A 14,049-nucleotide genomic window follows, 5' to 3' on the forward strand; every position below is an offset into this window, starting at 1 on the left:
AGAAATCCCAGCATAATACTACAAAATATGAATTTTTCAAGGTACTATAGGTACAGGGCACAACTAATTATATAGTTTCGACCCCAACATCATATAATGAAACAATTTACAGAAAGGAAGCACTGCTATGAACAACTTTATTTTTCAAAACGCTACCAAGGTTTACTTTGGCAAGGGCTGCGTGAAAGAATATCTGACCTGCCTGACGAATGACGCAAAGACGATCCTGTTGGCCTATGGCGGCGGCAGTATCAAGAAAAACGGTGTCTATGATGAAATCACCGGTATTCTGAAGGAAGCCGGCAAAACCATTGTGGAGTTTCCCGGCATCATGTCCAACCCTACCTATGCCAAGGTGCAGGAGGGTGCGAAACTGGCACGGGAGAATAATGCCGACATGATCCTTGCCGTGGGTGGTGGCAGCGCCATGGACTGCTGCAAGGCTGTCTCCCTGGCCGCCCGGTACAACGGTGACATTTGGGATGATTTCTGGGCACGTCCCGGCGTTATTGACTTTGAACCGCTACCTCTGGGCGTGGTGGTTACGGTAGCTGGCACCGGCAGCGAGTGTAACGGCGGCGCGGTAATTACCAACGAGGAAAAGAAGGTAAAGACCGGGCGGGATTATCCGGCCCTCAATCCCCGCTTTGCCCTGATGGACCCCACCTATACATTCTCGGTGCCCATGCGGCAGATGATCTCCGGCAGCTTCGACATCTTGAGCCACATCATGGAAACCTATTTCAGCGAGCCCAATGAGGACAACGTCTCCGATGACATCATGGAGGCGCTGATGAAGAGCGTTATCCGCAATCTGCGCGTGGCCATAAAAAATCCGGAGGATTACACCGCCCGTTCCAACCTGATGTGGGACGCCACCATGGCGGAAAACCGCATCATCAAAATGGGCAAGAAGTGCGACTTCGAGTGCCACAACATGGAGCACCAGCTGGGCGCTTATACCAACTGCAACCACGGCTGCGGCCTGGCGGTGCTCCACCCGGTCTACTACCGTCATATTTACAAGGAGGGGCTGCCTAAGTTTGTCCGATTCGCGGAAAACGTGTGGGGCATCGCCCGTGACGGGAAAACGGACGAGGAACTGGCTCTGGCGGGCATCGAAGCCCTGGCCGCCTTTATCAAAGAGATCCGGCTACCCATCACGCTCAAGGAGCTGGGCGCAGACAAGGCGCAGCTGAAGGAAATCGCCGACTCCTGCGGCATCTCTCAGGGCAGCTATAAGCCTATGACCCATGAGGAAATTCTGGCAATCTTCCAGGAATGCTATGAATAAAATATTTGAACTAAGAAAGGAATGACCAACATGAAAAAATCAGCAGCCATTTTTTTAGGCCTTGCAATGGTCCTGAGCCTGGCAGCCTGCGGCACCAGCTCATCCAATGAGACCAGTGCCCCGGAAACTTCTACCTCTACCGCTTCCAGCGAAACGCAGGAGCCGGAGGCGACGCCGGAATCCACAGAACCCGCAGAGTCCACGGAAGAACCTTCTTCCCAGCCGGAAACGGAGGATGAGGCAGGCGGGACTCTGGTGGTCTATTATTCGGCTACCGGAAACACCGAGCAGGTGGCAAACTATATTGCCGACATCACCGGCGGCGATTTGTTTGAACTGGAGCCGGTAGAGCCTTACACCAGCGATGATCTGGATTGGACCAATGATAACAGCCGTGTTTCCCAGGAATACTACGATGAAAGTCTGCGGGATGTAGAGCTGGTGGCGGATACCGTGGAAAATTGGGACAGCTATGATACGGTATTCATCGGTTATCCTATCTGGTGGGGCATTGCCGCCTGGCCGACGGATGGCTTTGTGGAGGCCAATGACTTTACCGGAAAGACCGTGATCCCCTTCTGCACCTCTTCCAGCTCTGGTCTGGGTGAAAGCGGGCAGCTGCTGGCGGAACTGGCTGGTACAGGAGACTGGCAGGAAGGGATGCGTTTCCGTTCCAGCGCCAGCGAAGCGGATGTACAGGAGTGGATCGACAGCCTGAGCCTGTCCTGATGGATGAAAGGAGGACCCCATGAAATGGATTTTACCATTACTCCTTACTGGGGCTCTGATCCTCAGCCTTGCTGCCTGCGGCAGTGAGACTGGGGAATCGGGGCAGAGTTCAAGCGCTGCGCCATCTTCATCTTCCCCACAGGCAGAAACCGAAACGGATTCTGCTGCGGTAGCGCCTTCCATCGATACAGAAGAAACGGTAAGCCAGATTTCCGACAGCGATATTTTGATTGCTTACTTCACCATGCCGGAAGATGTAGATACGGAAGGTGTGGACGCCATTTCCGGAGCCAGCATTGTGGTAAATGGCGGAGAAGTGATGGGCAATGTGGAATATATGGCCAGCGTCATTCAGGAAACGGTGGGCGGTGATCTGTTCCAGATCGAAACCGTAGAGCAGTATCCTTTGGACCATGATCCATTGGTAGATCAGGCCGCAGAGGAACAGGACGCAGACGCCCGTCCGGAACTGGCAACACACATTGATAATCTTGAACAGTACGACACGATTTTCCTGGGCTACCCAAACTGGTGGGGTGATATGCCCCAAGCGCTGTATACCTTCCTGGAGGAATATGACTTTTCCGGAAAAACAATTATTCCGTTTTGCCCCCACGGCGGCAGCGGCTTTTCACGGACGGAAAGCACGATTGCAGATCTGCAGCCGGAAGCCACTGTCAGCGAAGACGGCCTGACCATTTCACGCAATGATGTGGCGGACAGCCATGACCAGGTCGCACAGTGGGCGGCGGGGCTTGGACTCTAACATCATAAGCTGCGTATAAGAGAAGGGAGGTGCGCTGGATGAGAAGAGTTTTAGCTTTGATATTGGCGGTCATGTTGAGTCTCTGTCTGGCCGCCTGCCAGCAGGAAGATAGCGGGCATTTCACCTTGACCGATGGCAATCCTAGGTCCGAGACGGAGGACGAAGATGACAACCCCCAGGTATCCGGTTTAGCCCAGGGAAATTCTAATATCCTGATTGCATACGATCCCGCGCAACAGTCGGTGGTTCAGGCGGCGGAAATCCTGGCGGACACACTCTCTGGCGACTTGCTGGAAGTAGAACAGGATGACAGCCTCCTGGCGGACGCCTATGAATATGTACTGCTGGGGTTTGCACCCGATGGGGATGCGCTCCCACAGACAATCGAGGAATTTCTGGGACGCCACGATTTTGGGGCGCGCACCATTTATCCCTTTGTGTTGGGTGATGGCGATGCAATTGATTCCGCAAGTTTGTATTCCGCTATCTCCCAGATTCAGCCGGGAGCCTTGATGGGAGGGGATGTCTTGATCCTATCGGCGGATATGACGGAGGATTCGATTCGCGCTTGGGCACAGGGCCTTGGGCTGAACAGTGCAGACGCTGTTCCAGAAGGCATCGCCGGCAACACAGTGGCCACCGCCGCAGTTACCCCTGGAAAACAGCAGGTGCTGTATCTCTGGGAGGAGGGAAACGCTCCGGCACAGACGGAGTACATCGTCAATAACAGCGGCTATTCGGATGATCCGGACTTCCGGCCTTACATTACCAGCTTTCCTGTCCCGGAGGGAATCGAGATTAAGGGCGCAGTGCTTATCTGCCCCGGCGGGGCCTTCCAGTTCCGCAGCGATCAGCCGGAAGGTGTGGATGTGGCAGAAGCACTCAGCGCCCTGGGCTATCAGAGCTTTGTAGTGGATTACCGGCTGCGCCCCTACACCCAGCAGGAGGGAGCGCTGGATCTGGCGCGGGCAGTGCGGTTCGTCCGTGCCCATGCGGAGGAATACGGCATCGATCCCCAAGATATCGCCGTCATGGGATTTTCGGCGGGCGGCATTTTAAGCGGTGAAATGCTCTTAAACTTTGACGGAAACACGCAGCCCACAGCCCTCGACCCGGACTATCAGCCTGATGAACTGGACGAAGTCTCAGCTGACGCGGCGGCCTGCGGCATGATTTATTCTTTCTATGGACGCCTGAGTGTGGGCACCACGAATGTGGAACTGCTGCGTTCCGGAGATCTGCCGCCTACTTTCTACTGCTATGGCACCCGCGATCCGTTCTATGAACAGTTTTTAGCCAATGCAGATGCAGCGGAGGAAGCGGGCGTGGGAGTGGAGCGGCTACAGCTTGACGGAATGCCGCACGGCTTTGGAGCCAGCGGCGATTGGATTCCTGCTTATGACCAGTGGCTTGGCGCTGTGTTCGCAGAAAACTGACAAACCAGAGCACTTTATCTTGCTTGTTATCATACCGGCAGGCTCCGACCTTTTTGGGCGGGGTCTGCCTATTTCTTTTGAAAGGAAGCGATGGACGCAATGGAAGAAGATGCGGAAAAATATTTGTTTGAAAAAATGCCGGTACCCAAAGCAGTAGCGACTTTGGCGCTCCCAACCATCATCAGTCAGATCGTCACCATGATCTACAACCTGGCGGATACCTTTTTTGTAGGACAAATCGGTGACCCACTGATGGTGGCCGCCGTCTCGCTGGTGTCGCCCTGGTTTAATCTGCTCACGGCACTGGGGAACCTGTTCGGCTTGGGCGGCAGCAGCCTGATCTCCCGGATGATGGGGGCGCAAAACCACAAGGACATCAAATATGTGTCCGTGTTCAGTATTTGGGGCGGTGCAGCGGTGACGCTTCTCTTTTCTCTGGGCACCTGGTCAGCCCGCGTCCCCCTGCTGAATTTTTTGGGAGCCAGCCCAGATACCTATGGCTATGCAGAGGATTATCTGTTGTGGGTAGTCGTATTGGGCGGTATGCCAACCATGTTGAGCCTGGCGCTGGGCCATCTGCTACGGAGCGAGGGCCACGCGAAACAGGCCAGCGCCGGCATGATGTTCGGCGGTATCCTCAATGTGGTGCTGGACCCTGTTTTTATTTTTATCTTCCATCTGGATGTGGCGGGAGCCGCTATCGCCACAGCGTTGTCCAATACTGCTTCGGTGGTGTTCTTTGTCGTCCAGTACATACGGCTGAAGGACAAAACGGCGGTTTCCCTGAATCCCCGGCACTTTACTTTCCGTTTTGTACGCCCCATCTTCTCGGTCGGCTTGGCGTCTGCCTTGGCTACCGCCCTGGGAAACGCCTCGAATATGGTGATGGTCCATCTGGCCTCCGGCTATGGCGACATCCCCGTGGCGGCCTACGGCGTGGTGAAACGTATCGACCAGTTCCCACTGAATGTTTCCATGGGGCTGTGCCAGGGCTTCATGCCCCTGGTAGGCTATAACTTTGCTGCGAAAAATTATGGGCGGATGCGCAAGATATCCACCTTTTCCTGGAAGGTTGCCCTGATGATGTCTGCCTGTTTTATAGCCTTCTTCGCCGCCTTTGCGCCGCAGATCCTGCACCTGTTTATCCCGGAGACGCAGACCAGTACCCTGGGTGCTTCCTTCCTGCGGATCGCCTGCCTTGCGGTGCCGCTGACCAGCGTCAACTTCCTTATCAGCTATACGCTTCAAGCCATGGGAAAAGGCGTGCAGTCAGCGATTCTTACTTCCTGCCGGCAAGGGTTACTCAACATCCCGCTGCTGATCGTGATGAACCTGATTTTCGGCTTGTACGGCATGATCTGGACTCAGCTTGTGGTGGAGATCGTTATGCTGCCGGTTTCACTTGGGCTATATTTCTATACTTTCCGAAGGTTGAAAGTTGAAGAGAAAAGGAGCATAAACCTTTGAGTTTCAACTGCATAACAAACCGAGACTTCTGCTTTTCTCTGTGCCGAATTAGAATATAGATAAAGGAAAGAAAGAGGTGTACAAAATGGAAACCCGTGTTTTAGGAAAAGATTTAACTGTTTCCGCTATCGGCCTTGGTTGTATGGGCTTTTCCCATGCCTATGGTGCGCCGACAGACGAAAAAGAAACCATCCGCCTGCTGCGCCGGGCACTCGATCTGGGATATACGTTTTTTGATACGGCAGAGGTCTACGGCACGCCGGATGATCCGCATATCAACGAAGCTCTGGTGGGAAAAGCCCTTGCTCCGGTTCGAGATCAGGTTGTCATCGCCACAAAATTTGGTCTGCGGTTTGACCGGGAGAGCGGGAAGGTGCCCCTGCCCCTCATTCCCGATTCCCGGCCTGAGACTATCCGCCGGTCGGTGGAAGGCTCGCTCCGACGGCTGGGTACCGACCATATCGACCTCTACTTCCAGCACCGCATAGACCCGGCAGTGGAGCCGGAAGAAGTGGCTGGAGTGATGGCGGATTTAATGAAAGAAGGAAAAATTACCCATTGGGGCATTTCGGAAGCAAACGAAGATTATCTTCGCCGTGCAAATGCAGTCTGTCCTGTAACTGCGGTGCAAAACCGCTACTCCATGATGGCCCGAAAGTATGAAAGCCTGTTCCCGGTTTTGGAGGAACTGGGCGTGGGGCTGGTGGCCTTTTCCCCCATGGCCAACGGTTTCCTCACTGGCCAGTATGGCAAGGGTCAGCACTTTGACCCCGCCACCGATTACCGCGCGGCTATGCCGCAGTTTACCGATGAGGCTGTGGAGCAGAATGCCGCATTATTGAAGCTGCTAAACGATATGGCGGTGGAGAAACACGCCACCCCGGCCCAGATTAGCCTGGCCTGGATGCTGTGCAAACGTCCGTGGATTGTGCCCATTCCCGGCACCCGGAAAGAAGATCGGATGACGGAAAACGCCGGAGCCGCCAGAATCAAGCTGTCATCCGATGAGGTTGATGCGCTGGACCGGGCTTTGGATTCTATGAAAATGTCTGCTGTATTTGGGGGAACTACTGTTTCTCTCCATGAGGCAGAAAAAGATTCAGATAAGTAAAGGAGATGAGCAAAATGAACAACATGAAAAATGACCTTCTCGCATTATCTCAGAAATTCTGGGATGCAGTGGAGCACGCCGACGAGTCCGGGATGCGTGCCTGCGCGGACCCTGAATGCAATTTCGTCCACATAGGCATCACCTGCAACTTGGACAAGGAGATCAGCTTTTATACCAGCGGAACCTTCCAGCCCACAGATATCACCTTCCACAACAAAACTGCGGAGGTGTTCGGCAGTACCGGCATAGTGCTCACTGACTGTGATTACAGCCTGTTGCTGGATGGAAAAGAAACCACCCATCATTTCATGGTAACAGAGGTCTATGCCCAGCGGGAAGGCAGCTGGAAACTGGTCACCTTCTCTTTTACTGCGCTGGTGTATTAAACTGTTTCCTTTGAATTTCAGCAATCTGCCGCTTAAAGCGGTATAAGACATACATTCAGAAATCTATTTTAAGGAGGCTTTCTATATGAAATACGCAACTTTGAACAACGGAGTAAAAATGCCCATGGCGGGTATCGGCACCTTTTTGCTGACGCCGGATGAAGCGGAGGCTTCTGTCCTCTCTGCCCTCCAGTGCGGCTACCGGCTGATCGATACCGCCAACGCCTATGTAAATGAAAAGGCTGTCGGCAGAGCGATGAAGAAATCCGGGATTCCCAGAGACGAGATCTTCCTGGAGACGAAACTGTGGCCGGCCTTTTATGAGCAGCCTGATGCGGTAGAAAAGACGCTCCAGCGTCTGGATACCGATTACATTGACCTTCTGCTCATTCATCAGCCTGCGGGCAATTATGTGGCCGGCTACCGGCAGATGGAGAAGGCTTATCAGGAAGGCAAGGTGAAGGCTATCGGACTTTCCAACTTCAACGAAAAGCAGATTCAGGAGATTTTGGACATTTGCGAGGTGAAACCCGCCGTGCTGCAAACCGAGGTGCATCCCTACTCCCAGGAGAAGGAGCTGAAGAAGTTCCTGGACAAAGAGAGCATCGTCATCCAGGCGTGGTATCCTCTGGGCCATGGCGATAAAGCACTGCGGGAGGAGCCGCTCTTCACGGAGCTGGGGGAAAAATACGGCAAAACGAACTCCCAGATCATCCTGCGCTGGCATATCCAGTGCGGCAACATCGTGATCCCCGCCTCCAAGAACCCGGCCCATATTAAGGACAACCTGGATCTGTTCGATTTCTCCCTCACCGATGAGGAGATGGCACAGATCGCCGCGATGGACAGGAAAAAACGCTACTACACCAGCACCCCGGAGATGCTGAAAAGGTACGCGGAAATGGTGCCGGATGTGGACGGGCAGAAATAAGGAGGAAACAAAAATGCGGAAAAATTTTGGCGTCAAATCCTGGTTTTACCCTCTGCCGGTGCTCATCATCGGCACCTACAATGAGGACGGCACACCCAACGCCATGAACGCCGCCTGGGGCGGGCTGTATGATGCGGACAAGGTCGTGCTCTGTCTCAGTGCAGGCCATAAAACCACAAAGAACATCAAGGCCAAGGGCGCGTTCACCGTGGCCTTTGCGGATGCCGCCCATGTGATTCCTGCGGACTATGTGGGCATGGTTTCCGGCAACAACGAACCAAAGAAAATGGAAAGGGCCGGTTTCCACATAACAAAAAGCGCCTTTGTGGACGCCCCGCTCATCGATGAACTGCCGGTGGCGCTGGAGTGCAAATTTCTGAAGGTCAATGAGGACGGTAATATCATCGGCCAGATTGTGAACGTGAGCATTAACGAGAGTGTGCTGGACAGCGAGGGAAAACTGGATATGGAGAAATTCCGGCCGATATCTTTTGAACCCGCCAATAATGGCTATCATCTGCTGGGCGAACGCGTAGGCAATGCCTTTAGCGATGGCGGTAAATTGAAATAAGGGGGCGTCTGGTATGATTGAAGAATTTCACAATTTGTTCCCACAGGGCGACCCCAACACAGTGGCCGGACAGTATTTCAGCGGGGCCAGTTACCTCTGCCCTCTGAGCGATATGGGCGTGTCCGTTTCCAATGTGACCTTTGAGCCCGGATGCCGGAACAACTGGCATATCCACCATGACGGCGGCCAGATTCTCCTGTGCACGGCAGGGCGCGGCTACTACCAGGAGTGGGGCAAGCCCGCCCGGGAACTGCACCCCGGCGATGTCGTCAACATCCCGCCGGAGGTCAAACACTGGCATGGTGCCGCCCCGGACAGCTGGTTTGCCCATGTGGCGATTTCCGTTCCCGGTTCCCATGCTGAGTGGCTGGAACCGGTGGACGCAGAGGAATATGCAAAACTGAAATAAACGGAAAGGATGGGTTTTATGGATAAAGTAACAGCGGGCAGAGATGCCATGAGCAAATTTGCCCCGAAATTTGCGGAGTTAAACGATGATGTCCTCTTTGGGGAAGTCTGGGCGCGGAAGGACAAGCTCTCGCCCCGCGACCGCAGCCTGATCACCGTCTCCGCTCTGATGGCCAGCGGGATTTTGGATACCTCTCTGCTCCACCACATCGAGCGGGCAAAAGCAAACGGCGTCACCGCTACCGAGATGAGCGAGGCGCCGACGCAGCTGGCCTTCTATGCGGGATGGCCCAAAGCCTGGGCGGCGCTGCGGATGGCAAAAGATGTCTATGGAGAGGAATAAGACGGAGCAGCCTTTTGTGGTGTGCCACATGCTGGCTTCTTTGGACGGCAAAATCGACGGGGCGTTTTTTGCCGCCCCGCAGACAGCACTCGCCCTCAAGGTATACGGTGAACTGCGTGGGTTTTACGGCTGCCAGGCCACTCTGTATGGTACGACCACTATGCTGGGCGGCTATGCCGATAGAAAGGTATCGCCCTTTCCCGCAAACGGAAAAGGGCTGCCCAAAGAGGACTGGGTGAACCCGGCCGGTAAGGAGATGGGCAATTTCATCATTGCGGTGGACCCTGCGGGAGAACTGGCTTATTCCGGCTCCACACTCGAAAAGAAAGGCCGCCCCGCCGCCCATGTGATCGAGATGCTGACACAGCAGGCGTCCCCGGCCTACCTTGCCTATTTGCAGGAGCGGGGCGTGTCCTATCTGTTCGCCGGCAAAGAACGGCTGGACTGCGCGCTGCTTCTGCAAAAGCTGTACCGGCAGTTTGGCATTGACAAGCTGATGCTGGCGGGTGGCGGGATCGTCAACGGGTCGTTTCTGGCTGAGGGCCTGGTGGACGAGTTCAGCCTGGTGGTCGCTCCGGTGGCCGACGGCGGCAGCGGCGTGGCCTCCTTTGCCCAGGCGGACTTTCTGCCCCACTGGCCCCCGGCGGCCTTTCATCTGAAAAGCGCGCAAACCCCACAGCCGGACGTGCTGTGGCTGTGCTACACAAAGGCGTAAAACGTAAAACTTTTGTATCAAGGCATCTGCTGTGCAGGTGCCTTGTTTTATGTTTTAGTGGAAAGCCAAAGGTTAAAACTCCATAACGAATCGAGACTTCTGAAACGCTGTGAGAACCTTTACAATAGAATCAGAAACAAAAAAGGTTTCCCATGCAGCGCCTTGGCAGACGCTGCCAAACCGATAGAAAGGAAGTCATGGATCATGGAATATGTAACATTGCGTAATGGAGTCAAAATGCCGAAGCTGGGATATGGTGTTTTCCAGGTTTCAAACGAAGAATGTGAACGCTGTGTATTGGATGCCATTTCGGTGGGTTACCGCTCCATCGATACGGCGCAGTCCTATGGAAATGAGGAGGCAGTGGGCAGTGCCGTTCAGAAATCCGGCGTGCCCCGCGAGGAACTGTTCCTCACCAGTAAAATCTGGATGTCCAACGCCGGCTATGAAAAAGCGAAAGCCTCTATCGACAAGTCCCTGCAAAGGATGAAAACGGATTATCTGGACCTGATGCTGATCCATCAGCCCTTTGGGGATTACTACGGCGCTTACCGGGCGATGGAGGAAGCCTACAAGGCCGGGAAGCTCCGGGCCATTGGGGTGTCCAACTTCTACCCGGACCGGCTCATTGACCTGTGCCAGTTTGCGGAGGTTTCCCCCATGGTCAACCAGGTGGAGACCCATGTATTCCAGCAGCAAAAAGTTGCACATGAATATATGAAAAAGTACGGCGTACAGCACGAAGCCTGGGGGCCCTTTGCAGAGGGCAAAAAGAGCTGCTTTACCAACCCCGTGCTGGTGGAGATCGGCCAGAATTACGGCAAAACAGCCGCCCAAACTGTCCTGCGGTTCCTCATCCAGTCCGATGTGGTGGTGATTCCCAAATCCACTCACAAGGAGCGGATGGAGCAGAACCTGGATGTATTCGATTTTGCCCTGAGCGATGCTGAAATGGACGCTATCCGCGCACTGGACGAGGGTAAGAGCTTGTTCTTCGACCATTACGACCCCGCCACGGTGGAGATGCTCACAAATATGGGAAAGACGAGAATTGTATAAGGAGGAAAGAGAGATGAGCAGAATGTTGATTGTATACTACTCTGTCTCAAATGGAAATACCAGAGGGATTGCCCGTCAGATGGCAGAGTATACGGGAGCGGATCTGGCCGAAATTCAAACAGTACAGCCCTATGTTGGTTCCTATCAGGAAATTGTGGAACAAGGGAAACAGGAAGTGGATCAAGGCTATCACCCGCCCATTCGTCCGCTGCCCTTTCGCCCGGAAGATTATGACATCATTGCGGTGGGAACACCTACCTGGTGGTATACCATGGCCCCGGCTGTAGCTACATTTTTGACATCTTATGATTGGACGGGAAAAATGGTTATTCCTTTTCAGACGCATGGAGGATGGCCCGGTCATACGCTAAAAGATATGAAGACAGCTTGTACAGGTGCAAAGATCTGCTGTGAAGGAAAAATCCAATTTGATTCCAGCGGCGGGAGCCAAATGGTTACTGACAAAAAAGAAGTGCAGCATTGGTTGCGGCAAATCGAGAAAGAGGTTGAAATCAAATGAGTGACATTTTGAAAAAACGGATTCTTTCTTTGCTTCTGGCAGGTATCCTGACACTTTCCCTTGCAGCTTGTGGAAACACGGATTCCACAAGCGGAACAGAGGACGTTTCCAAAACATCCGAGCAAGGCGGTGAAATTCAGCCAAATACTTCCGCGACGGGAGAAAGTGGCAGCACCGAATTGGATGGCAATAACATCCTGATTGCCTATTTCACGGCGGCGGAAAACAGTGGCGTTGATGCCATCGCTTCCGCCAGCTACACCACCATTGACGGGCAGGCCGTGGGCCGGGTCCGCGCGGTGGCGGATATGATTCAGGAAAACGTGGGAGGAGATTTATTTTCCATCCGGACTTCCGTGGTATATCCAACCGATGGCGGGGAATTGATCGACTATGCTGCCCAGGAGCAGGACGAAAATGCCCGTCCGGAACTCACTTCCCACATTGAAAATCTGGATCAGTACGACACGATTTTCATCGGCTATCCCAACTGGTGGGCCGACTTGCCTATGGCGGTGTACAGCTTCTTCGATGAATATGATTTTTCCGGTAAGACCATCATCCCGTTTAATGTCCATAACGGAAGCCGGTTCTCCCGCACCATCCAGACCATTGAGGAGTTGGAGCCGGATGCTACGGTCATCGAGGATGGTTTTACGGTCAGCGAGCAGACGGTGGCCGAGGCTGCCCCGGATGTGGCTGATTGGCTGGCTGGGCTGGGATATTAAGGAAAATGAGCAATATGCAGAAAAAGAAAACCGCTCCGTTTCTTTCGCTTCTGTTATGCTGCACCTTGCTTCTCACTGCCCTTGCTGGATGTGCGGCTTCCAGCCCGGTTGCACAGTCCCAAGCAACAGAATCCTTTGAACCGCCGGAATCAGCCAATCAGGCGTCCGATAGGGACAGCATCCTTCCCTCTGGTGCAGAGCCACCAGACATAGAGACAGGGTTGATTCCTGAACAGGTTTTGGAGGGAGAAACCGGGACAATTCATTACAGCTACTATCTCCCGGAAAACTATGACCCGCAAAAGAATTACCCGCTGATGATGGTTATGCCGGGATATGACATGATGTGGTTCGGAGAAGAATCCTCTGGCTCCAATTTGAGCTGGGATGGGTTCCTGTGCTGGACAAAGCTCCCAGAGGAGATGATTGTGGTCTCTGCCCAGCTCACCGACTGGCATGAAACATCGGCCAGGCAGGCCATTGAGCTGACAGAATACTTTATCGACCATTTCTCTGTAGATCAGGCCCGCGTTTATGCGGCCGGTTATTCCGCCGGCGGGGAGACCATGTCCCAGGCTGTGTCCATGTGCCCGGATCTTTATGCAGCCTATCTGCACGGCGCATCCCAGTGGGATGGGGATTATGCGCCTATCGCGGAAAACGGCGTAGCAGTTTATATCTTTATGGCTGAGCATGATGAGTATTACGGTTCCGAACGGGCATGGGACGCATACAACAGCCTCCGTGATGCCTATATCGAGGCCGGATGGAGCGAAGAACAGATCAGTGAAGTTTTACAAATCCAGACGCCGGATGATGAATGGTTTGCCCAGCGCGGCATTACCGGAAACTACCATGGAGGCGGCAATGCGGTGTTTGGAGAAAAAGATGTTCTGAACTGGGTTTTATCTCATTCTAAGGAGAGTGATATTTTTTGAAGGTATTGTTGGTAAACGGTAGCCCGCACAGGGAAGGCTGCACATATACGGCGCTTTGTACGGTGTCGGAGGCGCTGAATCAGAATGGAATTGACACGGATATTTTTTGGATTGGGAATAAACCCCTTTCCGGGTGTATCGCCTGCCACAAGTGCAGTGATCTCAACCACTGCGTATTTCAGGATACTGTGAACGAATTCCTATCACTGGCAGAGGACTATGATGGCTTTATATTCGGCACACCAGTCCATTGGGCCGGAGCCACCGGTGCAATTACTTCCTTTTTGGACCGTGCTTTTTATGCAGACCTGAACGGGGGCGGCGGACGCTTCTATTTGAAGCCTGCGGCAGTAGTCCTATCAGCCCGGCGGGCCGGAACGACAGCCACCTGGGATCAGGTCAACAAGTATTTTGGCCTGATGCAGATGCCCATTATCACCTCCCGCTATTGGAATATGGTTCACGGAACCACTCCGGAGGAGGTGCAGCAAGATCGGGAAGGGATTTACACCCTGCGGACCCTTGGACACAATATGGCTTATTTTCTGAAATGTAAGGAGGTCGGCAGCAAGCTGGTGCCGCTGCCCCCGCTGGAAACGCCAGAACGAACTAATTTCATCCGATAGAACAAAATTGGAGAACAGGAG

General features: G+C 53.7%; 17 protein-coding genes. All 17 read left to right on the forward strand.

The features are described from left to right. The first annotated feature begins 127 nt into the window (after nucleotides 1–127). Complete coding sequence (locus HNP82_RS16210) at nucleotides 128–1,294, forward strand: iron-containing alcohol dehydrogenase (protein ID WP_183776414.1); 1,167 nt, start codon at nucleotides 128–130, stop codon at nucleotides 1,292–1,294. A 30-nt stretch (nucleotides 1,295–1,324) separates the two neighbouring features. Next, nucleotides 1,325–2,023: a flavodoxin gene (locus HNP82_RS16215; RefSeq protein WP_183776415.1), complete on the forward strand. Its 699-nt coding sequence runs from the start codon at nucleotides 1,325–1,327 to the stop codon at nucleotides 2,021–2,023. A gap of 19 nt (nucleotides 2,024–2,042) precedes the next feature. Further along, entirely contained in the window at nucleotides 2,043–2,789 is a 747-nt protein-coding gene (locus tag HNP82_RS16220) for a flavodoxin (RefSeq protein WP_183776416.1), read from the forward strand. Nucleotides 2,790–2,827: 38 nt separating this feature from the next. Beyond that, complete coding sequence (locus HNP82_RS16225) at nucleotides 2,828–4,225, forward strand: alpha/beta hydrolase fold domain-containing protein (RefSeq protein ID WP_183776418.1); 1,398 nt, start codon at nucleotides 2,828–2,830, stop codon at nucleotides 4,223–4,225. A gap of 99 nt (nucleotides 4,226–4,324) precedes the next feature. Beyond that, nucleotides 4,325–5,692 (forward strand): MATE family efflux transporter, encoded by a 1,368-nt coding sequence (locus HNP82_RS16230; protein ID WP_183776420.1) that lies wholly within the window; start codon nucleotides 4,325–4,327, stop codon nucleotides 5,690–5,692. Between the two features lie 85 nt (nucleotides 5,693–5,777). Beyond that, nucleotides 5,778–6,803 (forward strand): aldo/keto reductase, encoded by a 1,026-nt coding sequence (locus tag HNP82_RS16235; protein ID WP_183776422.1) that lies wholly within the window; start codon nucleotides 5,778–5,780, stop codon nucleotides 6,801–6,803. A gap of 14 nt (nucleotides 6,804–6,817) precedes the next feature. Further along, nucleotides 6,818–7,189: a nuclear transport factor 2 family protein gene (locus HNP82_RS16240; RefSeq protein ID WP_183776424.1), complete on the forward strand. Its 372-nt coding sequence runs from the start codon at nucleotides 6,818–6,820 to the stop codon at nucleotides 7,187–7,189. Nucleotides 7,190–7,274: 85 nt separating this feature from the next. After that, nucleotides 7,275–8,120 carry an aldo/keto reductase gene (locus tag HNP82_RS16245; RefSeq protein WP_183776426.1) on the forward strand — a complete coding sequence of 282 codons (846 nt, stop codon included), beginning with the start codon at nucleotides 7,275–7,277 and terminating at the stop codon, nucleotides 8,118–8,120. Between the two features lie 13 nt (nucleotides 8,121–8,133). After that, complete coding sequence (locus HNP82_RS16250) at nucleotides 8,134–8,691, forward strand: flavin reductase family protein (protein WP_183776428.1); 558 nt, start codon at nucleotides 8,134–8,136, stop codon at nucleotides 8,689–8,691. Nucleotides 8,692–8,704: 13 nt separating this feature from the next. Continuing rightward, nucleotides 8,705–9,100 carry a cupin domain-containing protein gene (locus HNP82_RS16255; RefSeq protein ID WP_183776430.1) on the forward strand — a complete coding sequence of 132 codons (396 nt, stop codon included), beginning with the start codon at nucleotides 8,705–8,707 and terminating at the stop codon, nucleotides 9,098–9,100. An 18-nt stretch (nucleotides 9,101–9,118) separates the two neighbouring features. Continuing rightward, entirely contained in the window at nucleotides 9,119–9,442 is a 324-nt protein-coding gene (locus HNP82_RS16260) for a carboxymuconolactone decarboxylase family protein (RefSeq protein WP_183776432.1), read from the forward strand. Further along, on the forward strand, nucleotides 9,378–10,157 hold the full coding sequence (locus HNP82_RS16265; protein WP_243164825.1) for a RibD family protein: 780 nt from the start codon (nucleotides 9,378–9,380) through the stop codon (nucleotides 10,155–10,157). The genes HNP82_RS16260 and HNP82_RS16265 overlap by 65 nt, the downstream gene beginning before the upstream one ends. A gap of 204 nt (nucleotides 10,158–10,361) precedes the next feature. Further along, complete coding sequence (locus HNP82_RS16270; RefSeq protein ID WP_183776434.1) at nucleotides 10,362–11,216, forward strand: aldo/keto reductase; 855 nt, start codon at nucleotides 10,362–10,364, stop codon at nucleotides 11,214–11,216. A gap of 13 nt (nucleotides 11,217–11,229) precedes the next feature. Beyond that, entirely contained in the window at nucleotides 11,230–11,736 is a 507-nt protein-coding gene (locus HNP82_RS16275; RefSeq protein ID WP_183776436.1) for a flavodoxin, read from the forward strand. After that, on the forward strand, nucleotides 11,733–12,464 hold the full coding sequence (locus tag HNP82_RS16280; RefSeq protein ID WP_183776438.1) for a flavodoxin: 732 nt from the start codon (nucleotides 11,733–11,735) through the stop codon (nucleotides 12,462–12,464). Before HNP82_RS16275 ends, HNP82_RS16280 begins: the two co-directional genes overlap by 4 nt. Nucleotides 12,465–12,478: 14 nt before the next feature. Beyond that, nucleotides 12,479–13,402 (forward strand): prolyl oligopeptidase family serine peptidase, encoded by a 924-nt coding sequence (locus HNP82_RS16285; RefSeq protein WP_183776440.1) that lies wholly within the window; start codon nucleotides 12,479–12,481, stop codon nucleotides 13,400–13,402. Continuing rightward, a complete protein-coding gene (locus HNP82_RS16290) occupies nucleotides 13,399–14,028 on the forward strand; it encodes a flavodoxin family protein (protein WP_183776442.1) in 630 nt (209 codons plus the stop codon). The genes HNP82_RS16285 and HNP82_RS16290 overlap by 4 nt, the downstream gene beginning before the upstream one ends. The last annotated feature ends 21 nt before the right edge of the window (nucleotides 14,029–14,049 follow it).

The organism is Catenibacillus scindens, from assembly GCF_014202115.1.
GTDB lineage: Bacteria > Bacillota > Clostridia > Lachnospirales > Lachnospiraceae > Catenibacillus > Catenibacillus scindens.